19 protein-coding genes are annotated in these 23,315 nt (G+C 68.1%); 9 read left to right on the plus strand and 10 right to left on the minus strand.

Annotation, left to right across the window (positions count from 1 at the left end):
• Positions 1-71: 71 nt before the first annotated feature.
• The 3 genes from ABZ471_RS33105 (at position 72) to ABZ471_RS33115 (ending at position 4,986) form a co-directional block, all read left to right on the plus strand.
• Positions 72-1,358 (plus strand): ribonuclease D, encoded by a 1,287-nt coding sequence (locus tag ABZ471_RS33105; RefSeq protein ID WP_359071652.1) that lies wholly within the window; start codon positions 72-74, stop codon positions 1,356-1,358.
• 278 nt (positions 1,359-1,636) lie between these two features.
• Complete coding sequence (locus ABZ471_RS33110) at positions 1,637-2,863, plus strand: acetyl-CoA C-acyltransferase (RefSeq protein ID WP_359071653.1); 1,227 nt, start codon at positions 1,637-1,639, stop codon at positions 2,861-2,863.
• Positions 2,860-4,986: a 3-hydroxyacyl-CoA dehydrogenase NAD-binding domain-containing protein gene (locus ABZ471_RS33115; protein ID WP_359071655.1), complete on the plus strand. Its 2,127-nt coding sequence runs from the start codon at positions 2,860-2,862 to the stop codon at positions 4,984-4,986. Before ABZ471_RS33110 ends, ABZ471_RS33115 begins: the two co-directional genes overlap by 4 nt.
• Before the next feature lie 129 nt (positions 4,987-5,115).
• Here the strand turns inward: ABZ471_RS33115 and ABZ471_RS33120 are convergent, their stop codons facing one another.
• Positions 5,116-6,135, minus strand: a complete 1,020-nt coding sequence (locus tag ABZ471_RS33120) for a hypothetical protein (RefSeq protein WP_359071657.1) — start codon at positions 6,133-6,135, stop codon at positions 5,116-5,118.
• A gap of 72 nt (positions 6,136-6,207) precedes the next feature.
• Here ABZ471_RS33120 and ABZ471_RS33125 point away from each other — a divergent pair, with 72 nt between their 5' ends.
• Complete coding sequence (locus ABZ471_RS33125; protein ID WP_359071659.1) at positions 6,208-6,606, plus strand: NTP pyrophosphohydrolase; 399 nt, start codon at positions 6,208-6,210, stop codon at positions 6,604-6,606.
• A gap of 332 nt (positions 6,607-6,938) precedes the next feature.
• On the opposite strand, the gene ABZ471_RS33130 is transcribed toward ABZ471_RS33125, so the two are convergent.
• The 8 genes from ABZ471_RS33130 to ABZ471_RS33165 form a co-directional block, all read right to left on the minus strand.
• Entirely contained in the window at positions 6,939-7,892 is a 954-nt protein-coding gene (locus tag ABZ471_RS33130) for a GNAT family N-acetyltransferase (protein ID WP_359071661.1), read from the minus strand.
• A complete protein-coding gene (locus tag ABZ471_RS33135) occupies positions 7,879-9,108 on the minus strand; it encodes an MFS transporter (protein WP_359071663.1) in 1,230 nt (409 codons plus the stop codon). The genes ABZ471_RS33130 and ABZ471_RS33135 overlap by 14 nt, the downstream gene beginning before the upstream one ends.
• The gene (locus ABZ471_RS33140) at positions 9,105-10,067 is read right to left on the minus strand and encodes a fatty acid desaturase (protein WP_359071664.1); all 963 of its coding nucleotides are present in this window, start codon (positions 10,065-10,067) and stop codon (positions 9,105-9,107) included. The genes ABZ471_RS33135 and ABZ471_RS33140 overlap by 4 nt, the downstream gene beginning before the upstream one ends.
• A gap of 102 nt (positions 10,068-10,169) precedes the next feature.
• Positions 10,170-11,435: a SidA/IucD/PvdA family monooxygenase gene (locus ABZ471_RS33145; RefSeq protein ID WP_359071666.1), complete on the minus strand. Its 1,266-nt coding sequence runs from the start codon at positions 11,433-11,435 to the stop codon at positions 10,170-10,172.
• A 75-nt stretch (positions 11,436-11,510) separates the two neighbouring features.
• On the minus strand, positions 11,511-12,725 hold the full coding sequence (locus tag ABZ471_RS33150; RefSeq protein WP_359071668.1) for an ATP-grasp domain-containing protein: 1,215 nt from the start codon (positions 12,723-12,725) through the stop codon (positions 11,511-11,513).
• Positions 12,722-13,483, minus strand: a complete 762-nt coding sequence (locus ABZ471_RS33155) for a hypothetical protein (RefSeq protein ID WP_359071670.1) — start codon at positions 13,481-13,483, stop codon at positions 12,722-12,724. Before ABZ471_RS33155 ends, ABZ471_RS33150 begins: the two co-directional genes overlap by 4 nt.
• Positions 13,477-14,700 carry an argininosuccinate synthase-related protein gene (locus tag ABZ471_RS33160; protein WP_359071672.1) on the minus strand — a complete coding sequence of 408 codons (1,224 nt, stop codon included), beginning with the start codon at positions 14,698-14,700 and terminating at the stop codon, positions 13,477-13,479. Before ABZ471_RS33160 ends, ABZ471_RS33155 begins: the two co-directional genes overlap by 7 nt.
• Before the next feature lie 87 nt (positions 14,701-14,787).
• Positions 14,788-16,014 (minus strand): hypothetical protein, encoded by a 1,227-nt coding sequence (locus ABZ471_RS33165; RefSeq protein WP_359071673.1) that lies wholly within the window; start codon positions 16,012-16,014, stop codon positions 14,788-14,790.
• 773 nt (positions 16,015-16,787) lie between these two features.
• Between ABZ471_RS33165 and ABZ471_RS33170 the strand changes: the two genes are divergently transcribed.
• The 5 genes from ABZ471_RS33170 (at position 16,788) to ABZ471_RS33190 (ending at position 21,783) form a co-directional block, all read left to right on the plus strand.
• Positions 16,788-17,399: a hypothetical protein gene (locus tag ABZ471_RS33170; RefSeq protein ID WP_359071675.1), complete on the plus strand. Its 612-nt coding sequence runs from the start codon at positions 16,788-16,790 to the stop codon at positions 17,397-17,399.
• A gap of 556 nt (positions 17,400-17,955) precedes the next feature.
• Entirely contained in the window at positions 17,956-18,789 is an 834-nt protein-coding gene (locus ABZ471_RS33175; protein ID WP_359071676.1) for a class II aldolase/adducin family protein, read from the plus strand.
• A gap of 124 nt (positions 18,790-18,913) precedes the next feature.
• Positions 18,914-20,005: a histidinol-phosphate transaminase gene (locus ABZ471_RS33180; protein WP_359071678.1), complete on the plus strand. Its 1,092-nt coding sequence runs from the start codon at positions 18,914-18,916 to the stop codon at positions 20,003-20,005.
• A gap of 228 nt (positions 20,006-20,233) precedes the next feature.
• Positions 20,234-20,995: a hypothetical protein gene (locus ABZ471_RS33185; RefSeq protein ID WP_359071680.1), complete on the plus strand. Its 762-nt coding sequence runs from the start codon at positions 20,234-20,236 to the stop codon at positions 20,993-20,995.
• 92 nt (positions 20,996-21,087) lie between these two features.
• Positions 21,088-21,783: a 2-phosphosulfolactate phosphatase gene (locus ABZ471_RS33190; RefSeq protein ID WP_359071682.1), complete on the plus strand. Its 696-nt coding sequence runs from the start codon at positions 21,088-21,090 to the stop codon at positions 21,781-21,783.
• Positions 21,784-21,843: 60 nt separating this feature from the next.
• Here the strand turns inward: ABZ471_RS33190 and ABZ471_RS33195 are convergent, their stop codons facing one another.
• Complete coding sequence (locus tag ABZ471_RS33195) at positions 21,844-23,292, minus strand: glycosyltransferase family 39 protein (RefSeq protein WP_359071683.1); 1,449 nt, start codon at positions 23,290-23,292, stop codon at positions 21,844-21,846.
• Positions 23,293-23,315 lie beyond the last annotated feature (23 nt).

Raw genomic sequence — 23,315 nt, forward strand, 5'->3', positions numbered from 1 at the left:
ACGACCCTCCGGTGCCCGTCGACGGAACGTTCCGTCGACGGGCGCTGTCCACACACGGATACCCTTGACATGTGACGGACGCCCAAGAGACCGCAGCAGACAGTTCCCTGCGCACCACCGGAGGCACCCCTCCGGACGACGCCGGATCTTCTGTGACGGGGGCGCCGACTCCACTGCTCGAGCCGCGCGAGGGCATTCCGCCCGTGGTCACCGACGAGAGCACCCTCGCCGAGGTGATCACCGCCTTCGCCGCCGGCTCCGGCCCCGTCGCCGTCGACGCCGAGCGCGCCTCCGGCTACCGCTACGGCCAGCGCGCCTATCTGGTGCAGCTGCGCCGCGAGGGCGCCGGCTCCGCGCTGATCGACCCCGTCGCCTGCCCCGACCTCTCCGGTCTCGGCGAGGCGCTGGCCGGCGTCGAGTGGGTGCTGCACGCCGCCACCCAGGACCTGCCCTGCCTGCGCGAAATAGGCATGGTGCCGACGGCCCTGTTCGACACCGAGCTGGCCGGGCGGCTCGCCGGGTTCCCCCGGGTCGGCCTCGGTGCCATGGTCGAGGGCGTCCTCGGCTTCGTCCTGGAGAAGGGCCACTCCGCCGTCGACTGGTCCACCCGGCCGCTGCCCGAGCCGTGGCTCCGCTATGCGGCGCTGGACGTCGAACTCCTCGTAGACCTGCGGGACGCCCTGGAGAAGGAGCTGGACCGGCAGGGCAAGCTGGAGTGGGCGCGCCAGGAGTTCGACGCGATCGCGACCGCGCCGCCCGCCGAGCCCCGCAAGGATCCCTGGCGCCGTACGTCCGGCATGCACAAGGTGCGGCGGCGCCGGCAGCTGGCGGTCGTGCGGGAGCTGTGGCAGACGCGGGACCGGATCGCCCAGCGGCGGGATGTGTCGCCGGGCAAGGTGCTGTCGGACGCGGCCATCGTGGAGGCCGCGCTCTCCTTGCCGGGCACCGTGCATGCGCTGGCCGCGCTCAACGGGTTCGGGCATCGGGTGGGGCGGCGGCAGCTGGACCAGTGGCAGGCGGCGGTCGACCGGGCCAAGGCCCTCCCGGACAGCGCGCTGCCCCAGCCCGGGCAGGCGGTGGCCGGGCCGCCGCCGCCCCGGGCGTGGGCCGACAAGGATCCTGCCGCCGCGGCCCGGCTGTCGGCCGCCCGGGCCGGGGTCTCGGCGCTGGCCGAGCAGCTCAACATGCCTCAGGAGAACCTGGTCTCTCCGGACACTGTGCGCAGGGTCTGCTGGGAGCCGCCGACCGCCGACGCAGGGGCCGTCGGAGCCGCGCTGGTCGGGTACGGCGCACGGCCGTGGCAGGTGGAGCAGGTCACCCCTGTGCTGGTTTCGGCGCTGTCCGCGAAGGGTGCCTAGCCGCCGCAGCGCCTTCTCGCCAACGGCGGCTGCGGGTTGTCACGGGTGCCCGTGCGGTTTTCCGCGCCACCTTCGGGCGCGCTCACCGTACGGGCCGCACAAGCGGAACAGGGACGTCGAGATCGCGCCAAGATCCGGGGAGGTGCCGGTGTGACGTTCGCCGCTCCCCCCGGCAGGGCTGTGCAGCTACGTTACTCATAAGTAGCATGGGTCCTGAGCGCGCGCTCAGCGCTTGCGCGTCGCAGCAGTGCCATCCCGCACCCTGGAGGAGAGCCATCGTGCCTCGTACCGTCAGGGATGTCGTCTTCGTAGACGGCGTCCGCACCCCGTTCGGCAAGGCGGGCCCGAAGGGCATCTACCACGAGACCCGCGCCGACGACCTCGTCGTCAAGGCGATCCGGGAGCTGCTGCGCCGCAACCCCGGGCTGGACCCGAAGAAGATCGACGAGGTCGCCATCGCCGCGACCACGCAGATCGGTGACCAGGGTCTGACCCTCGGTCGTACGGCCGGCATCCTCGCCGGTCTGCCGCAGTCGGTTCCCGGCTACTCCATCGACCGCATGTGCGCCGGCGCCCTGACCGCCGTGACGGCCACCGCCGGTTCGATCGCGTTCGGCGCCTACGACGCCGTCATCGCCGGTGGCGTGGAGCACATGGGCCGCCACCCGATGGGCGAGGGCGTGGACCCGAACCCGCGGTTCGTCAGCGAGAAGCTGGTCGACGAGTCCGCCCTGTTCATGGGCATGACCGCCGAGAACCTGCACGACCGCTACCCGACGATCACCAAGCAGCGCGCCGACGAGTACGCCGTGCGCTCGCAGGAGAAGGCCGCCAAGGCGTACGCCAACGGCAAGATCCAGCAGGACCTGGTGCCGATCTCGGTGCGCCGCACCAACCCCGAGGCCGGCGAGACGGGCTGGGGCCTGGTCACGGCCGACGAGCCGATGCGTCCGGGCACCACCCTGGAGAACCTGTCGGGTCTGAAGACGCCGTTCCGCGTCCACGGCCGGGTCACCGCGGGCAACGCGGCCGGTCTGAACGACGGCGCCACCGCCTCGATCCTCGCGAGCGAGGACTTCGCCCGCGAGCACAACCTGCCGGTGAAGATGCGTCTCGTCTCGTACGCCTTCGCGGGCGTGGAGCCGGAGGTCATGGGCTACGGCCCGATCCCGGCCACCGAGAAGGCCCTGGCGCAGGCCGGTCTCTCCATCGAGGACATCAACCTCTTCGAGATCAACGAGGCCTTCGCCGTCCAGGTGCTCGCCTTCCTGGAGCACTACGGCATCGCCGACGACGACGCGCGCGTCAACCAGTACGGCGGCGCCATCGCGTACGGCCACCCGCTGGCCTCCTCCGGCGTCCGTCTGATGACGCAGCTGGCCCGCCAGTTCGAGGAGCAGCCGGAGGTCCGCTACGGCCTCACGACCATGTGCGTCGGCTTCGGCATGGGCGCCACGGTCATCTGGGAGAACCCGCACCACAAGGACGCCGGAGGCGACAAGTGAGCACCACCGAACTCCTGAAGGGCGCCGCCGAGCTGTTCCCGGACGAGGTCGTGACGTCCGCGCACGTACGCCACCTCGACCTGCCGTTCGGTGCCGGGCGCTTCGCCCTGATCACGCTGGACAACGGCCTGGACCACACCAAGCCGACCACCTTCGGCCCGGCCTCGCTGGCGAACCTCAACGCCGCCGTCGACCAGGTCGAGAAGGAGGCGGCCGAGGGCACGATCGTCGGTGTCGGCATCACCGGCAAGCCGTTCATCTTCGCGGTCGGCGCCGACCTCAAGGGCGTCGAGCTGCTGACGAAGCACGAGGACGCGCTGGCCATCGGCAAGGGCGGCCACGAGGTCTTCAAGCGCCTCGCGGCCCTCGCGGTCCCGACCTTCGCCTACTACAACGGCGCGGCGATGGGCGGCGGCGTCGAGGTCGGCCTGCACTGCAGCTACCGCACGGTGTCGAAGGCCATCCCGGCGTTCTCCCTCCCCGAGGTCTTCCTGGGCCTGGTCCCGGGCTGGGGCGGCTGCACGATCCTGCCGAACCTGATCGGCGCCGACAAGGCCGTCTCGGTCATCATCGAGAACAGCCTGAACCAGAACAAGCAGCTCAAGGGCCAGCAGGTCTTCGACCTCGGCATCGCGGACGCGATCTTCGAGGGCGCCGACTTCCTGGAGCAGTCGCTGATCTGGACCGCGAACGTCCTCAAGGGCGACATCGAGGTCGAGCGTCCGGTGATCGACCGCGGCGAGGGCTGGGACCAGGCCGTCGCCAAGGGCCGCTTCATCGCGGACTCCAAGGTGCACGGCGCGGCTCCGGCCGCCTACCGTGCCCTGGACATCATCGCGGCCGCCAAGAACGGCGACCTGCAGCAGGGTTACGACGCCGAGGACCAGGCCCTTGCGGACCTGATCATGGGCGGCGAACTGCGCTCCGGCATCTACGCGTTCAACCTGGTGCAGAAGCGCGGCAAGCGCCCCGCGGGCGCCCCGGACAAGAACCTGGCCCGCCCGGTCACCAAGGTCGGCGTCGTCGGCGCCGGTCTGATGGCCAGCCAGCTCGCCCTGCTCTTCCTGCGCCGTCTGGAGGTGCCGGTCGTCCTGACCGACATCGACCAGGAGCGTGTCGACAAGGGTGTGGGCTACGTCCACGCCGAGATCGACAAGCTGCTCGGCAAGGGCCGGATCAACCAGGACAAGGCCAACCGCCTCAAGGCGCTGGTGACCGGTGTCCTGGACAAGGCCGAGGGCTTCTCCGACGCGGACTTCATCATCGAGGCCGTGTTCGAGGAGATCGGTGTCAAGCAGCAGGTGTTCGCGGAGGTCGAGGCGGTCGCCCCCGCGCACGCGATCTTCGCCACCAACACCTCCTCGCTGTCGGTGACGGAGATGGCGTCGAAGCTGCAGCACCCCGAGCGGGTCGTCGGCTTCCACTTCTTCAACCCGGTCGCGATCCTCCCGCTGCTGGAGATCGTCCGCGGCGAGCAGACGGACGACGCCTCCCTCGCGACCGCCTTCGCGGTGGCCAAGAAGCTGAAGAAGACCGCGGTTCTGGTGAAGGACGCCCCGGCGTTCGTCGTGAACCGCATCCTGACCCGCTTCATGGGCGAGATCCAGAACGTCATCGACGAGGGCACCCCGGTCGAGGTCGCCGAGAAGGCCGTCGAGCCGCTCGGTCTGCCGATGTCCCCGCTGGTGCTCCTGGAGCTGGTCGGTCCCGCGATCGGCCTGCACGTCTCGGAGACCCTCAACCGGGCCTACCCGGACCGCTTCACGGTCTCGCCGAACCTCGCGGCCGTCGTCAAGGCGGGCAAGCGCGGCTTCTACGTCTACGACAGCGGGAAGCCCGAGCTGGACCCGGAGGTCGCCGCGCTGCTCAAGCAGGGCGACGTCGTCCTCACCGAGGAGCAGGTCCGCGAGCGCGTCCTCGACGCCGTCGCCCAGGAGATCGGGCTCATGCTCGACGAGGGTGTCGTCGCCGAGGCCCAGGACATCGACCTCTGCCTCATCACGGGCGCCGGCTGGCCCTTCCACCTGGGCGGCATCACGCCGTACCTGGACCGTGAGGGCGTCTCGGAGCGCGTGAACGGCAAGAAGTTCCTGGCGCCGGGTGTGGCGAGTGTTCCCGCCTAGCACCCGCTGACGTCACGAAGGGCCCCCGCTTCGGCGGGGGCCCTTCTGCGTGATCAGGCGATCAGCATGATCTGAAGACCGGCGTGATCGGAAGACCGGCGTGATCGGAAGACCGGCGTGATCAGAAGATCAGAGTGACCGCCATGCCTCAAGCGCCAGTCCCGGTTCGTCCTTGCGCCGGGTCAGCAGCAGCTCTCCGGTCGACGGGGACAGCGTCGCCGCCACCACCCGTTCGTCCTCGTCCACCGCGAGGGACACCAGCGCGTCCACCGGCAGCTGCGGTCCCGACTCCTCCCACCAGGCGCCCGCCGACTCCTGCTCGGTCGGGTAGGCGGCGAAGGCCACGCGGCCGCTCGCCGAGCGCTGGGCCAGCACCGTGCAGTCGTGACCGTCCAGGGTGCAGCGGATCGCGGTGACCGGGCCCGGGCCCGCCGCGGGCAGCAGGGTGACCGGTTTGCTGCCGGACCGCCAGGCACACAGGTCACCGGAGGTGTCCGTGAAGAAGACGGTGGTGCTGTCGGCGGAGGTCGCGAGGGCGCGGAGGGTGCCGGGACGCACCTCGGCCTCCAAGGGCTCCTGGACGACGGGCTTGGCCCCCGGCTCCTCCTGGCGCCAGTGCAGGAGTCCCTTGGGCACGGCCGCGTAGACCTCGACCCGGCCGGACTCCCCCGTCACCGCCGCCAGGCCGTCCTGCACCTTGCTGCCCCTGAGGTCCACCCAGGGCGCCCAGCCGCCCTTCTCCTTCTGGTTGACCATGTGCACCCCGCCGCCGTCGTTGCGGACGAACACATGGGCACGTCCCTGGGCGTCGACGGCGACCGCCGGCGTGCCCGACCGGTCGCCGCCCTTCTTCCGCGGGTGCCCGATCGGGTGCCAGTCCAGGGCGGCGAGGTGCGGGCGGAAGTGTGTGGAGTGCACCAGGCCCGACTCACCCGGCAGCGTCGGCCGCCAGGAGACCAGGTGGGCGTAGCCGTCGGCGCCCTGGCCGACGGCGAGGACGGGGTGGAGTTTCTGGTCGCCGCCCACCTTGCGCGGGTCGGTCCAGGGGCCGCCCGGCGCGCGCTCCGCCCGGCACAGGACGACGTCGCCCGACAGGTGGTAGACACTGAGCCGGCCGTCGCGGCCGCGTATGAGCCAGTCTCCGTTCACCAGTTCACTGTAAGCCGCCGCCGACGAGGTCCGGAGCCCGCCCCCTGGCGCTCGGCATGGCACCCTTGGCCCATGGACGACCCCCTCGGCTCCCCCGCCCCGGACGGTCCGCTGCTCGTGATCGTCGACGGCGCGAACGTCGTCGGATCGCGGCCCGACGGCTGGTGGCGGGACCGCAGGGGCGCCGCCGAGCGACTGCGGGACCGGCTGGCCACGGGGGGACTGCCGGGCCGGGACGGTGCCGTGGCCATCGTGCTCGTCGTCGAGGGCGCCGCCCGTGGGGTGGAGTCGGTGCCGGGGGTACGGGTGGAGTCGGCGCCCGGCAGCGGGGACGACCGGATCGTGGAGCTGGTGGCGGAGAACTCCGGCCTGCCGCGCCTGGTGGTCACGGCCGACCGGGAGCTGCGCCGCCGGGTGACCGACCTGGGCGCGGAGGTGGCCGGGCCCCGTACGGACCTTTACTCCAGGTGAGCACGTAAGAGCTGTGAGCCCCACGAACGCCTGCCTCGCGATGCCCAGAAGCACGTGCTACCAGCAGGAGTGCGCATGGCATGGACGACCTGGATAGTCAGTGAATTCCTGGGCCCCGCTGTCGCGCAGAAGCTGTACCACTTCCCGTGTCACGTCAGGGCTCGACAGGTGCACCGGGACGTTCAGTCGTCTGTCGAAGACCGTCTCTTCGCCGGCGTTCTCCCATATGACCCAATGCGCGCCGGCCTGCTGCTCGCTGTCATCACTGCTGGTGCCACGTTCCATTTATTTGCGTCCCTTCTGCCATCGGGTGCACTGCTCGGACCACGCGGCTATACCACCGTCACCGACCGGGTCTCCCGGAAACCATCCGTGCGGAAGCGGCCCGTCAGCGCCTCGTCGGGTGCGGCCGACAGGATGAGGAGATCGTGGCCGGGGGTCTGCGCGGACTCCGGCCAGGACGGTGGTGTGGCTCGGTGCCGTCCCCACGTCACCACGAGCGCGGGGTCGGAGAGCGATCGCAGCGTAAGAAACCTGTCGGCGTGTTCGCCCCCCAGGTTGGGGTCGAGTATGTGGGAGGGGACGGGGGCGAAGCCGAAGCGGCTCTTGAACGTGAACAGTCCCGGCTGTACGACGTGCCCGAAGAGGGAGGGGTCGTTGCCGAGGGACGCGAGGACCAGCCCGTTTTCGCGGGCGAAGTGGAACGCCTCCATGTAGGCCACCCGCATCACCCGGCTCGAGCGCGCGTCGGCGGAGGCCGCGGAGAAGCGCATCTGCAGCACGGACTGCTCGGGGCGGATCCACCACAGCGAGCCGACGATCATGCCGGCGCCCTTGTACACACAGACGCTGACGTGCTCATGCCCCGCCGCGAGGAGACGGTCGCGCCAGCGGCGTGCGAAGTTCTTCCCGCGCGGCATCGCCTCGATCTGGCGGTCGTACACCACCAGAAACTCGTCCATGAGCTCCGGGGTCAGTCCGACCCGGACGCTGACGTGCAGTCCTTCGTCCTGGACGAAGCGGCGGCCGAGGCGGATATTGCGCCGCTCGGTACCGGAGAGTGCGGCCTCGAACTCCGCCGCGGAATCCCGCACGGGAGCGCACCAGTTGATCCAGCGCGGGCGCGCCACGAACCCCAGATCGGCCAGGGTCGCCTCGTCGAGACCATCGGACTCGGCGAGCCTGACGATGTCGACCGGCACGCCGGCGTCTTTCCAGGCGTGCTGCTCGGCCTCGTCACGGTCCACCGTGGCGACGACGACATGGTCCAGCTCAGCGATCTCCAAGGGAGACTCCTTCCAGGTCGTCCGCCCACTGGGCGGCCCGTCCGCTGCTGCGGGTGTAGACGGCCCAGATCACGATCGCGGCGCCCCACAGGCCCAGTGCCGGCAGCCAGTACCAGAAGCCGTCGAGCCGGCTCGCCCACGCGAAGAGGAATCCGGAGAGGGGGGAGGCCCCCGTGATGAACATGCGGATCGTCGCGTTGGCCCGGCCCGCGACGTCGTCCGGGATCGTCTCCTGTCGGTAGGTGATGGAGGCCACGTTGCTGACGGCGACCGCGAAACACTCCACCATGAATCCGAGGAGCCGCACCGGCAGCAGCGGCGTGGCCACGAGGACCAGGCCGGCGAAGGCGATCAACTGGGCGACCAGGATGCGTCGTTCGGGGCTCCAGGCGGGAGCGACGGCCGGCGCCAGCCGGCTGGCGAGGGCGCCCATGAGCAGGCCCGCCGCCATCACCACGGAGATCACACCGGGCTTCATTCCCTGATCACCGAACTCGGTGATCAGGACGGGCTCCAGCTGGCCGATGGCGAGGTTCGTCATCGACATGGTCACCACGAGCCAGAGGATCTCGCGGCGGCCGACCCAGCGGAAGCCGATCGCGAGGTCCCGGCGGATGTCCATCTTCTCGTGGCCGGACGCCACCCTGGGCAGCAGCAGCGCAACGCAGCCCGAGAGCAGGTACAGGACCGCGATGCACAGCGAGGCCGGTGCCGGGCCGAGGATGCCGAAGGCGGTGCCGCCCAGGACCAGCCCGATGACCTTCGACAGCTCGATCGCCGAGTTCAGCTTGGCAACGGCCACGGGGCGGGCCGGCGCGCTGATCAGCTTCGGGATGAGCACGAACTGACCGGTGATCGTGCTCGCGACCCCGCCGATGCCCGAGAGCAGCACCAGAGCGGCCACTGACAGCCGGCTGGACAGCATCGCCGCCAGCAGAACGAGGCACACGGCCTGTTGCAGCTGGGCCAGTACGTAGATCGTCCGCTTGTCGAAGCGGTCGATCAGGGATCCCAGGAAGGGCGAACCGACGTAGGAGACACCGCGCAGAGCGAACGAGACGAGGGCCAGGGCGACGGAGTCCGACTCCGCGAGCACGGCCAGCGGAATGACGATGCCCAGCTGCCAGTCTGCGACCTTCGAGAGAATCGACGAGGTGACGAGCACACGCAGCACGCGCGCGTCCGCAGACAGCGCGGGCTCGGATGTCACTGTCATGCGTCCGCGTCTATCTTGACGGCTGTGGCCGGCGCGCGGCGCTGCCTGTGGTTGTGGTTCGCCTCTCTCATGATCTTCGCGTAGAAGGTCACGTAGCTGTCCTCCGTGTGCATGGCGTACTCCTTGGCCACTGGATGGCGTTCCTGGAGGCGGTTGATCGGGACCACCATCGACGCGTGGTGCTCGACGTGGAAGTTGTTGCCGTTGGTGAACCACTGGCTGAACCAACTGCCGCTGATCGTCCGGGTGTTGCGCAGGACGTCCGTGCTCTCGTTGTCGCACAGGACGTGCTCGGGCAGCTCCAGAAGGAAGTGGATCGGTATCGACAGCAGGAGCGGCAGGGCCCACAGCATCAGGACGGCATGGCCGTACCCTCCGACGGACAGGGCCGCGGCTCCGACGACGCACAGCGCGAACAGGCGGTACTCGGTGATGACTTGTCGACGGGCACGGTCGGCGATCTGCCCCATCGTGTACGTCCAGGTGCCCCGGCAGCTCGTGAGGACGTCCACCCCGACCTGGAACAGTCGAGCGGGGCTGAGCGTGCCCCGCAGCAGGGCTCCCCAGGTCAGCGGCGCGCGCGTGTCGAAGCCGAAGAACTCGGAGTCGTCCGGCGTACCGAGGTACTTGTGGTGCTGAAGGTGCTGGACCCGGTAGTGGCTGTACGCCGAGAGCAGCGGAAGCCCGAGCAGGAATCCGACGGGCCGGTGCAGCGAGCTGCGGCGGAACGCGGAGTGGTGCAGACACTGGTGCTGCAGCTCCACCATGTGCGTGTACATTGCAGCGAGCAGCAGCACGCCGATGGGCGTGCCGAACCATCCGCCGGTCAGGGCGAGGAGCCCTCCGAGACAGCTGATGACCAGCGCCACAGCCAGCTTCATGACGAAGACAAACGCGTCGTTGCGTGAGACTCTCGTCCGTTCGAACAGCGCCTTTGTCCCGGCGTTGTCGGTACTCATGATCCCCCTTGTGGACATGGGCCATCCACCGAGCGGCGGGCACGGGCGCCCGCCCGCACCCGCTGGTGGACACAGCTCGAAGAACCGCTCGAATGTGAGGCGCTACTGCCAGGCCACCGTGGTCGTGCCTTCGTCGACGCGGTACACCTCGCGGCCGAGCACGGAGTTGACGATGCGGGCGCTGCGCCAGGACGCGAGGCTGAGCAGCGTGTCGTTGATGCCGTGGCTGCTCTCCGCGAAGCCCTGGGCGTAGATGCGGAGGTCCTCCGGTCCGTCGAACTCGAGGGAGTAGTCCGGCCGCACGCGGAACGTGCCGTCCTCGATGGACAACTGATCCTGGATAGGTTTGAGGTACTCCGGAATCGGGTTGTGGTATCCGGTGCAGAAGATCACCAGGTCCACCGGGAGTCGCTCGACGTCGCCGCGGTTCACGTCGTGCAGGTCGACGACGACCTCGGATCCGTTCTGCTCCAGGCCCACCGCCCGGCGGCACGCCAGGAGGCGGTGGCGCAACTCGGACCGCAGGACGTGGTCGAGATGGTAGAGCCGCCGGTAGACGGAGCCCACCAGCTCGTCGGTGATGCCGTCGCCGCCGGCGTTGCGCTGCTCGCGGATGATCTCCGCGCGGCGCGCGGCGGGAAGTCCGTTGAAGTAGCCGACGAAGTTCGAGGAGAACCACTCGTTGGTGAAGGGCGAGTCGTCCAGCGGCTGGAAGCCGATGTGACTGGAGGTCCAGGTGAGGGTCGAGGGAAGGCGGTTGTCGTCGGACAGGATGTGGTTGACGACCTCGGCTCCGCTCTGCCCCGACCCGACGACGAGGACCCGGCGCCCCTTCCACTCGGGGCGGGCCACGGTCAGGTTGCTGCTGTGTACCACCCGCTCCCCCTCGAACGGCTTCGCGAAGGCGGGCAGGCGGGGCTCGGATCCCGATCCGAGAACGAGGTTGCGGGCCGTGCTGGTGTCGCCTCCCTCGGAGGTGATCCGGAAGCCGTCGTCGGTCAGGGACACGGACTCGACGGGCTTGCCCCACTGGAGGGACGGGAGCTGTGCGGCGGCCCACTGGTAGTACTGCTCGAACTCGCGCCGGGAGCAGTTCAGTCCGTTCGCCTCCAGGAACCTGAACGCCCTGCCCGATTCGACGAGGAAGTTCAGGAAGGAGAACTTGCTCCGTGGGTCGACGAGCGTGACGAGGTCCCTGAAGTACGTCACCGTCAGCTGGGAGTCGGGGAGCATGAGGCCGGGGTGCCACCGGAACTCCGGTTTGGCGTCCAGGAATTGGGAGCGCACCTCGGGGAGGGGGTCGGACAGGGCCGCGAGGCTCAGGTTCGCCGGCCCTACGCCGATGCCGATCAGGTCGAAGTCAGGCATGCCACATCTCTCGTTCATAAGGCTCGGGGCACTGGTGGTGCGTCACACGCGGACAGGACGTACTGCGGGCCGTCGTCACCGCCGGTACTCGTCCTCGATACAGGCGATCCGGTGCAGCAGCGTCTCGTCGTCGGGGGCCCTGACCACGTACGAGTCGAGGAAGTCCGTGGAGTGCCGGACGCCTCCGCGGCCGTTGCCCGCGCCGCGGTGCGTGAGGTGTTCCACGACGCCCAGGGCGGCCAGCCGGTCGGCGTCGATCCCGCGGGCATCGTCGCCTCCGGGGTAGAAGGCGATGAATCCGCTCGTGCCTCCGCCGGCCACGGGCTCGGGGGCGGACCCCAGGGAGATGTCGAGCCCGGCGTCGATGCGGATCTGCGTCTCAACGATGTTGAAGCCGTACTGCGCCTGGATGACCGGGGGGATGATGCCGCCCGGCGGGCGCCCGGCGACCTCACAGAACACCAGTTCGTCCGCTTCGGTGTGGAACAGCTCCAGGTGTGTGGTGCCGTCCTTGAGCCCCAGTGCGGCCAGCACCTCCGCGTTCAGTTCGGTGATGCGCTTGTGCAGCTCGCCTTCACCGATGAGGACGGTGCCGAAGAAGGAACCCGGGGCGTAGCTCGCGGGGTCGGCCAGGTACTTGCCGACACTGCGGAACACGAGGCGTCCGTCGCGCACGACGGAGTCGCAGTGGTAGATCTGGCCCTTGACGAACTCCTCGACCTCGTAGTGGGAGCCGGAGAGGTCCAGGCCGCCGACGGTGCGCCGCGCCTCCTCCAGCGACTCGACCATGTAGAGGTCCTTCGCGGCGAGGCCCCAACGGCTTTTGATGACCTTGCGGCCGGTGCTCCAGTCCACCTTCTCCAGGTCTTCGACGGTGTCGAGGGCGGCGAAGTCGGGAACCGCCGCGGCGCCCGCCGACCGTACGGCCTCCTTCATCCGCACCTTGTCGCGGAACCGTGTCGCCGTCTCGTAGTCCATGCCGGCGAGGCCGAACTTCGAGCGCATCTCAGCCGCGAGGAGCACCGCTCGCTCGTGCACGGCGATGACCCGGCTGATGGAGTGGTTGCGCAGCGTCCACTCGCAGATCTCGCGCCAGCGGTCCTCGTCGTTGGCTTCGCACAGCGCGACGTGGTCGATGGGGTGGTCCGTGAATCCCCTGACTCCGCCGTCGACCTGGGTGCGGGCCACCATGTGGATCCCGATTTCCGAGGTCGGCAGGATGTAGGTACCGCCGCGGTTGAAGTGGGAGTACGGGTGGTTGTTGATGAACAGCGCAGTCGTCTTCGTCATCGGGTGGCCCCCTCGTGGGCGCGGGCGGGGCTCGTGGCGTTGTCGTCGGCAAGCCCGAGGGCGCGGCGCAGGGTCGAGCGCGTCAGGTCGAATCCCGTGAGCCGCCGTACGAGCTCGGCCTCCTCGTCCGTGCCCGCGGTGGGGGTGGCGCCGATGATGCGCACCTCGCCGTCCAGGCTCCGCAGCCGGATGCGGGCGGGGCCGTTCTCCAGGCCTGCGGTGTCGAGGAACCCGGTCAGGGCCGCCTCGATGACGTCGTGCTCGCCGGGGGTCAGCCGCCGCTCCGGAACGACGTGCTCGGCCAGCGTCGGCTGTGCTCCCTCATCCACGAGCGCCACCCACCGGTGTGCTCCCGCCTCGCTGAAGGTGTACGCGTACCGCTCCCCGGCATGGTCGGCCTCACCGCCGGATGCGCCGGCCATGAGGCGTTGCAGCACGTCGACCCGGGTGCCGGGCGTGCCGAGCAGGGAGTTCGCGGTCGCGGCCGCCGGAGCGCCGTCGTCACTGAGGGAGACCACCGCCGTGGGAACAAGCGGACGCAGGACCTCCATGACGAATCCTGTGAACGCCTCCCCCGTGAAATCCACGCTGTAGTAGCCCGAGAAGTCGTCGACCAGCTTGTGCACGGGGGCGCCGGGACACTGCACGAAAACGGTGTGGCAGCCGAGGGTGTGCGCGATGCGAGCGGTGCGCACGCTCGCGTCGATGATGACCAGGCGCCCGGGGGTGGGCTCGGTGTTCCGGTGGGGCCCTACCACTGTCCGCTCCCGTTCTCGTCGTTCACCGCTCCACCCAGGTGCGAGAGTTCCTCCCTGATGGAGGCCTGCTCCCAGTCCTCCCTGCTGCGCACGTACTTGGGGTCGGCGGCGACGATGGAGACCGTGGAGGTCCGGCTGCCGGCCAGACGCCAGCGCACCGATCCGGTGACCGGGGCGACAAGTTCCGTGAGGAAGGCCTGGCAGGCCGCTCGCAGACCGCCGAACCAGCGCCCTTCGAGCGCCTCACGGACCCAGATCTGCTCGACGTGGATCTTCTCCCTGAGGGCCTCGGCGTCGAGCACCGCCGTTTCCAGATGGCGGCGGGACGCCAGCAGCAGCCAGGCCGCCGGCATCTCTCGCACTTCGAGGACCTTGATTCCGCCCGCCAGGTGCTCCAGGCCGGTGTAGCGGCCCAGGCCGTGGGCTCCGACCGTTCGGTTGAGCAACTCGATGACGTCCGCGAGCGGGAGCTCACACCCGTTGACGGCAACGGGCGTTCCGGCGCGGAAGGTCACATCGAGGTCCTCCGTGTCGGGGATCCCCCGAGTCGCGCTCCATCGGTAGTAGGACTCCGGCACCGCGTGGTTCTCGGGATCGTCCAGGATCCCGGACTCGAACTCGCGGCACCACAGGTTCGAGTCGCCGCTGGCCGAGCGCTCGGCCATCTCCTCCAGGCCGACGGCCCGCAGCTCCTTGATCTTCATCTCCCGGTCCACGGGATCGAGGTCGTAGGGGGTGCCGAAGTGGCCCTGGAATCCGAGCTGGTCGAGTGCGCCGTTCAGTCTGCGCAGCGTGTTCTGCGAGCGGTTGGCTGTGTGCAGGATCATCCCCGCGTCCAGGTCCCGCGCCACGTGCACGGCCGTACGGGCGATGAGCGGCCGGCTCAGGGACGAGCTGACGGGGTGTGTGTCCAGGTACACGCCGTGTGCGGCGATCGCAGGCTTGACGAACTCCTCCACGAACGCGGCCCGCCCGTCGACCAAGTGGAGCCGCACCCCCAACTGGTCGGCGATCCGCTGGATCTGCTCCGGCTTCTCGTCGCCACCGACACTCACGCTGAGGGCGTGCACCTCGGTGGCACCGGCCTGCACCAGGCGGTGCAGGAGGTAGGTGCTGTCCAGCCCGCCGCTGAACAGCGTCACGATGGGGCGCCTCACATCGACATCACTGTGCGTGATGTCATGAAAGGATCGAATCCCCCTTCGACTTGTCTTCACACCGCACGTCCTTATGGTCCGGCCGGATTCTGAGGGAGGAGGCGGTCATGGCCGCCGCGCGCTGTCCCGCGGCGGTTCCGATGACCGTCAGCGGTCGGCGGGCTGCGAACAGTCGCGCAGGAAGGACAACTTCGAGTAGAGGCCGCGCTCGGCGGCGATGCCGAGGCGTGCCAGATGTGCCTCGACCAGACTGGTCAGGCGGCTCAGCTCGGTATCGATCGACGTGGCGTCCATGCCGGCGTGCCGGCGGGTCTCCAGGTACTCCGTCTCGACCTGCCGCATCTTGCGCCCGGTGGTGTCGCTGAGGGTGACCTCGTCCGTCTCTATGCCGAAACAGTGCCCGGTGGTGACGGACTGGACGTTGATGTCGAACTTCGTACGCCGGAAGCCCGGCAGTCGCCTGAAGCGCAGGTCGGGGAATTCCCGGGCCAGGTAGTCCTCGAAGTCGGCACCCGGAATCTCCAGGCCCTTGCGGAACGTCTCGACACGGCGCAGAGAGTCCTTGGAGAACTTCTTCATCTTGAGCCGGTACTTGCCCTCCAGGTTCTCCTGGAAGGCGTAGTGGCCGACCTCGTCGTCCGGCGCGAGCACCTCGAAGTTGTGCTGTACGAAGTGCCAGCGGGTCAGCTCGTAGCCCGGGTCGGTGATGAACCCGGGGAAGTCCCCGTTCTCGACGGCCGTCCACATGCTCTTGGTGAGGGACCAGATGGAGGCGTCATCGATGAGGGTGACCTTCTCCTCGATCTCGATGTCCTTCTCGTATCCCCGGTAGGCGTTGCCCTCGACACGAACGAAATCCTCGAGTTCGGTGCGGTGCTTGAATGCCGCTGTCACGAGCTCACCGAGGTCGGAATCGACGGAATGACCGAATTGAGCGACTCGGACGAACAGCGCCCCGATGGCACGTATACGGGTGCACATCAGCACTTCCGTGTAGGGCTGCTGCTCGCCCGCGTGGGTACGGAGCAGCATGACCGGACCGAGTGCCTCAAGGGACTCATCGCCGGAATCCGCATCCGGGGCCTGACCCGGCGCCGCCAGGGCCGTGCGCAGATAGGCCGTGAAGTCCTCGTTGAGCCTCGTACCGGCCCAGGTCGCCAGGGGCTCGGCCGGCGGGTCGAGCGCCGTTGCCCCGCCCGTGGCATCCAGCGCCGATACCGCTCGGGCAACGGTGTCTCCCTGACGCAGGTACTCCACGGCCCGCGCGCCACTGCCCTCTTCGGGTACGAGCTCGACCACGCATACGGGCGCGTCCGCGACCGGTGCGACCGAGTACTGATGGGCGACATCCGCGAAGACGAGGCGCCTGGCCACGGCCGTGCCGGATCCCCCGTCATCAACGGGCAACTGCGCTGTCAATGCAACTCCTAGAGAAGTACTCAGACACGGAAGGGCCACCGCAAACCGACGGGCCAGAAACTCAAAAGATGCCCGAGCAGGTTAAAAGGCGATGGCTAGGGCTGCGCTGCCCCTCGCGATACTTCGGGAAACGGAATAGGACATTCCGTGACGGCTGACGGTGAAACAGAGACGTTTCGACCAGGTGGCCGCCGACCGAGATGATCATAGCGAGGAAGCACCATAGGCAGAGTCGACATTACCCGTCAACAGTCAAGACGGACGCCAACACCCCAGCCAGCCCGGTGACTTCCTCCCTCGTCACCTCCAACACCCAAGCAAACCGGGTGACTTACGACTCGTAGACCTCCAACACCACAGCTACCGGGGCAACTTCCTCCGCTTCTTGCAGCCGAGACCGTGGCTGGCCAGCAGAAATCAAGCGATTATGTCCGGGTTAGACACGGCTCCTCAGTACGCTCATCTCATTCCCCGAGACGCAAGTTGGAAAGCTGTTTACAACCCTCCTGGGATTGATCTAGGTTCGCTGAGGCGTCGACGGGGGGCGCGAGTTCAGAACCACAGATTCATCTCAGGAATCTGCATCCTTGGTTCTCGCCTTCCCTCACGAGGGCCGTACAGCAGGCCCGTCAATTTCTTCAGTGACGGAACAGTTCACTAGGGCGGTGGAAGTGCGCGCACAGCAATACCCTGCGGGCCAAGGATCCAGAACCGGGCGACTTGTGGCGGTGATCGGCCTGGACGGAGCCGGCAAGTCGTCCCAGGTGCGAATGCTCGGCGATTGGCTCCGCTCACAGGGCGTTCCGGGCCAGGCTCACCGGAGCCTCACCATGGCACCCGTACGCAAGTCTCTCGACGCCATGGCCCAACAGGATGGGCTCGAGGACCACTTGGAGCTCATCGGCGGCGAGACCATGCGCCTCATCTCTGCGTGCTCCCAACTGGCCCGGGTTTCCGCGCTCGAGGAGACCCTCATGACGTCCCCCGACGTCGTGATCGTCGACCGCTACATCTACTGCCAGTACGCCCTGGCCAAGGCCGAGGGGGTCGGCAGCGTCGACTTCCTGCGCAGACTCCTCGGAGGTGCGCTCAAGCCGGATCTCACGATCTTTCTGGACGTCTCCCCGGCCGAGGCGGTACGCCGCATCAACGTGCGCGGAATCGACGAAGAGAGCCCGGAGTTCCTCGAGGCCTTCCGGGCCGCCTACGTCGGCCTCCCCGAGTTCACTGATTTCGTTTCGGTCCCGGGCGACGGCGATCTCGAGACGGTGCAGCTTGCGATGAGGCAGGCCATTGTCGACGCATTCCCCGAAATCTTCCCGAACGTTTCGGCCGCCTGAGTCTTCTCTCCCCGGGACTGGCGCAAAGTCCGGATATCGGCTCTTTCTGCAGGTGGGCGGGCTGCGACAGACAAGACCGAAGCTCCGTTGGGCCAGGTGACCTCGCAAGCCGCCTAGAACCAGCGGAGCTTCGGCGAAATCGCCGGTGATTCGTTCGGTGCTGCAGCGGAGTTCCGCAGGAGTCGCCGGCACTTCAGGGTAGCCATGGGCTGCTCGCCGAGGCAGCGGATCTTGGGCGAGGGTGCCGTTGTGGCGACGCTTCCATCCCTTGAGGCGGCGGCCCTGGAAGGGCACTGGCACGAGGCGGCCGACGCCTTGGTGCGCCCTGTGATCCCGTGGCTTCGGTCCACGGTCAGATCGTGGGTGACGCAGGGCCGCCACTCCCGCCCTCGCGCCACGCCCGCCGCCACTTCTCCACCCGACGTCGAACGCCTCGGCGATATCGGCGGCCTTCTCCTCGCGCTCGAACCACTCCGCCGCCATCGAGCCTCACCAGCGCACCGGCCGCCAGCTGCTTCGGCGTCAGCCCCGCAGTAATTCACCCAACAACGATGGGATGCACACCATGAAGGGTTCGATCGTTCTGGTGAACGACACTGACGATCCCGAAATCACGCGGTCAATCCCTCAGGAGCGGCAGCACCGATTGACGCAGCTGATTGCCGCACTCCGCCTCTTCTCGCGGTGGGGCTATGACGAAGGTGAGGGCTTCGCCGGACATTTTGCATGCCGAGACCCGGAAGTGAAGAACGCGTTCTGGGTGAACCCCGTCGGGGTTCACCTGTCGAAGACCGATGTCGATGATCTAGTGCTGCTCGACTACGACGGCAACGTGCTGGCAGGCCGCCACCCGGTCAACATAGGTGCCTTGGTGCTGCACTCCAGCGTGCATGCCGCGCGGCCGGATGTCGTGGCGTCAGCACACTTTCATTCCCCGTACGGGCGTATCTGGGCAGCCACCGGCAGGATACTCCCCGCCATCAGCCAGGACACCTGCGCTTTCTACCAGGACCAGGCGGTGGACCACGACTTCGGCGGTCTTCCCCACACCTTCGAAGACGGCCGGGCGACCGCCGAAGCACTCGGCGACTTTAATACTCTGATCCTCAAATACCACGGTCTGCTCACAGTTGGGGCATCGGTGGAGGCGGCAGCCTGGCGCTATATCACCCTGGAGAGGGCCTGCAAGGCGCAGGTGTTGTCAGCGGGGCTTGGGCCACTGGAGCCGATTCCGCATGATGTCGCCCTCAAGACACAGCGCTACGTGGCTTCCGAGGAAAGCGCGCGCGTGCAGTTCCAGCCCCTCTACGACTACATCGAGCACGTCGACGGGGCATGGACCACCGAAGCATCCCGCATGCCCATGCTGCCTGCGTCCACTCTGGTCTGATCCCTGCCGCCCTCAGCCGGCCTGCGGCTTCGCGTTTCCCAACCGCAGCAGATATGGCACCGACCACCGTGGGGCGCGATCTTCGATACAGCTCCATTGCAAGTCAACTGAAGGAGGAGGACCGTTGGAAGCGCAGCTTACCCGGCCGGAATTGGACGTCCTGCCGTCCTACCTGCCAAGTCCCATCCCGCTTGACAGCAGCGGTGCCCCGCAGGCACCTGATGCTGCGAGGCTCGCGCTCAACGAACTTCCCTTCGGCCCGCTGCCCGGCGTTCTCGATGCCATCGTTGCAGCTGCCGGTGGCTCCAACCGCTATCCAGACATGGCAGCTGTGGCCCTGCGTAATGCATTGGCCGACCACCACGGTGTGACACCGGATCGGATAGTGACCGGTTTCGGCTCCGTCTACCTCCTTGAACTGCTGCTGAAGGCTGTGTGCGAACCAGGCCAGGAGTTCATCTTTCCCTGGCGCTCCTACGAGGCGTATCCGGTCGTTGCAGTGGGCGGTAATGTGCGCCCCGTGCAGGTGCCCTGCGCCGATGATTTCAGCCAGGACCTTGACGCAATGGCAGCGGCGATAACCGCCGACACCCGCGTGGCACTCATCTGTAATCCCAACAACCCGACCAGCACTGCCGTCACCCGTGCAGAGCTCACGAAGTTCATCGACTCTGTCCCGGAATCAGTCCTGGTCGTTCTGGACGAGGCATATTGCGAGTTCGTCACCGACCCCGATGTTCCGGACGGACTGGTTGAGTACGGTGACCGACGCAACGTAGTGGTTCTGCGCACCATGTCAAAGGCTTGGGGCCTTGCCGGCCTGCGCCTGGGGTGGCTGGCTGCTGCGCCGGAGGTGGCCAACGCCATGCGCAAGCTCCTCGCACCCTTCGCCACGAGCACCTTCGCCGAGGTTGCCGCGCTTGCCGCGCTCGAGCAGGAAAAAGAGGTACGTCGCCGCGTCGACTTCATCACCGCGGAGCGTGCCCGGATGTTCCCCGCGCTGAAGGCATTGGTGCCCCGGGCCCCGGCATCTCAGGCGAATTTCTTCTGGCTCCCCATGCCGGATCCCGCCGCCTTTGCGGCGCACTGCGCGGCCGGTGGGGTCCTCATACGCGACTTTCCCGAAGCTGCCCGTGTCACCATAGGCACCTCAGCGGAGAACGATCGGTTTCTCGCGGTGACAGCCACAGCCGGCAAGTTGCTTGCAGCCGGGTGATTGTGACAACCCGAGCCGGCCCGTCAAGGAGCCTTTTCCCACCTCATGCCGACGCGTGATGAAGGACGAGACCGGCCTGGGCGCCCGGATGGAGGCGCCGGCGCCGCGATACGCCTTGTAGCGGTTTACGGTCGCGATGCCGATCCCGAACCACCGAGTTCGCCCCTTCAGGGTCAATAGGAGTGACTAGTGTTTATTCCCCTCAACACTGACGGCCACCTAATGAATATGGCTGACATCGAGAAGGTCGGCCCGGTATGGCGCCCCCTCATCGAGAGTCTGGTGGATGAATACCGGTCGCGCTACCGAGATCTCGCCAGTGTTTACGTGAGGGGATCAGTGGCCAACGGAACGGCCGTATTCGGACGTTCAGACCTTGATCTAATAGCCGTGACCCACCAGGAGCACGCGGTCGACAGGGCGTGGACGCAGGAGGCTGTGGATCGCACACTCAGCCGACATTCAACTGCCGTCGATATCGATCTCGCCATAACATCCGCGACAGCAATACTCACGGACCGTAAGAGCGGTTTCTACATCAAGACACAATCGGCTCTGGTGTACGGCGAAGACTTCGCGCCGCGGATCGCTCCCTACCGGATTGACGCAGACGCGTTCAGTCATCTGTTCAATCTCGAACTCGATCTCAAAACGGTTCGTTGCGCCGTTGACGACGCCTCCGACGTCTTGGCGCGAACACTCGTCCTGCGGCTTGTGAAGCGAGTACTACGCGCCGGCCTGGAATTGATTGCCGAACGGCTGCAGGAATATACGCGCGACCCGGACATGTGCTGTGAATTCTTCGGGAAATACTATCCCGAAAAGGCAGCCGCCATGCAGAACATATTGCATCTCATGTCCGAGTTCACCGAGCCTGCCGACGCACTTGACCGAGTTGAGTCAATGATTCATTGGATCGCGACCGAGAGGTCACGCATTTATCCGCTGGAACTGCCGAAGATCGCCTTTATTGACGACCTCGGAGTCTGAACAGCTTGCGCAAGTCCAAATTCCGAGACCGTCGATGTGAGGCGCATCACTCTCCGGGCACCCACGGTCGGGCATGCGCGATCATGATCGGAATGGACACTCGTTTCCTTGGTATCGCTGATCTGGTCGAAGCCCCGTCCGTGGCGGTCGTAGTCGACGTCATGCGTGCTTTCACCGTGGCTGCCTGGGCCTTTGCCCAGGGGGCGGAGAAGATCGTCCTTGCGGAGTCGCTGGACGAAGCCTTGGCGCTCAAGGCTCGCCACCCGGATTGGGTGGCGCTCAAAGACGGTCCGCCCGCACCCGGGTTCGACACCGTCAACTCGCCGGGCCTGCTGCGGTCCATCGACCTCGGCGGACGGACCGTTGTGCAGAAGACCACGGCAGGGACGGTCGGCGCCCTTGCGGTCAGGGACGCTCCGCTGGTGCTGTGCGCCGGCTTCGTGGTGGCGGAGGCTACGGCTCGGCTCCTGCGGACACACGAGAGCGACAGTGTCACGTTCGTGGTCACGGGCGAAGACGGGCAGGCCGATGAAGATCTGGCGTGTGCTCAATACATCGCCCGGAGGGCCACCGAGGCTGAGACGGATGCTGCCGGCTTCGTCCGCCGCGCTGCCGAGTCGCGTGCCGCCGCCGAACTGGCGGAGGGGGTGCGTCAAGGAGTCCATCCTGATGACGTTGCGCTCTGTCTTGAGGTCGACCGGTTCCCCTTTGCCATGGTGGCGACCTTGGAAGGCTCGCTCATGGTCCTGCGTCCACGCGCGATGTCTTCGCTGACCGACGAGGACTGACGAGGACTGACCCGAGTTGTTGTTGCGGCCAGGGTGCGCTCCGGCGGGAGCCGGCCCTCTTCAGCCGGGCGGCGTCCGGGCGTAGAGCACGGCGCCGTCCACCCTCTCCACCTCCTCGTACCGGCCTGCCAGCAGCCGGCGCAGGCTCGGGATGCGGTCGGGGCCGTAGGGCCTGCCGCGGGAGTCGTCGACGACCAGGGCCGGGGCGTGTACGGCCAGCTCCGCCCGGAAGACCGGCCAGGCGCCCTCGACCGCGTACTTCTCGCCGACCTGGGGGCCGTCGCGGCCGCCGCTGTAGTTGGTGAGCAGGCCGGCGGTGAGGTAGCGGGTGGCGGGAGTGCGGCCGGCCAGCCAGTACGTCTCGGGGTGCATGCCCCACACGAGGACCCGGTCGGTCGGCGCGGTTCGCTGGGCGAGGGCCGCCCCGAGGCGCTGGGCGTGGGCGAGTTCGGGGCGCGGCGCGAGCAGGCCCCAGGCGAGGAAGAGGGCACAGCAGCCGGCCGAGGTGAGGACGGCGGCCGTCAGCCGTTCACGGGACGGGATCCGCAGCGCGGCCGTGGCCAGCAGCGCCGCGGGCGGGGTGAGTTGCAGGTAGTAGTGGCCGAAGAAGTGGAAGCCGAGGGTGACGGCGAAGGCCGAGGAGGCCAGCCACAGCCACAGGTCGGCCGCTGCCGGGCCGGCGGTGCGCAGGGCCCGTACGACCGGCGGGATCAGGCCCGCACAGGCCACCGACAGGATCGCGGTGTTGGCCAGACAGCGGCCGAGGACATGGAGTTCGGAGCCGGTGAAGGTGGCGTAGGCGGCGGAACCGGTGACCGTCCAGAACAGGAACCCCTCGGGATCCGTGGCCAGGGCCGCGCACACCACCGGTACGGCGAACCCGGCCGCGAGCCGCAGGGCGCCCGCGCGCGGGAGTCCGGCCCGGTACAGCAGCCACGCCACCGGCAGCAGGACCGCGCCTCCGGTCTGCTTGGCGAGGAAGGCGCAGGCGACTGCGGCACCGGCCGCGCCCCAGCGGCCGCGGTCCGCGCACCACAGGGCGGCCGCGGTACAGGGCAGTATGAACACCTCGAAGGTGGCGGCCTGGGCGTCCTCGGGGTTGAGCCCGACCGAGACCAGCAGGTACAACACCCCGGCGGTACGGCCCGCGGTGTCGCCCCAGCGGCGCCGGGCCACGGAGGCCAGCAGCAGGGCCGTGAGCGTCTGCGCGAGGACCGCCAGGACCCGCACCGGGGTGAGGGAGCCGGATCCGCAGACCGCGAAGGCGGCCTCGTACAGCCAGGGCACCAGGGGCGGCTTGCGGTCCACGACCGTCTCGTACAGGTGGCCGCCCTGGGCCAGGAGGCGCGCCTGGACGGCGAGATAGCCCTCGTCGGGGCTCCACAGCGGCCGGACGAAGGACGGGACGCGGGTGACGCAGGCCAGGGCTGCGAGGACGGGCAGCAGCCGTGCCCAGTACGCCCTCCGGGCGGTCACGTTCCGTGCGGGGGCGAGCGGGGCGGCGAGCATGGGCAGGAGGCTATCCGGCACCG

It is taken from the genome of Streptomyces sp. NPDC005728, assembly GCF_040630895.1.
Lineage (GTDB): Bacteria > Actinomycetota > Actinomycetes > Streptomycetales > Streptomycetaceae > Streptomyces.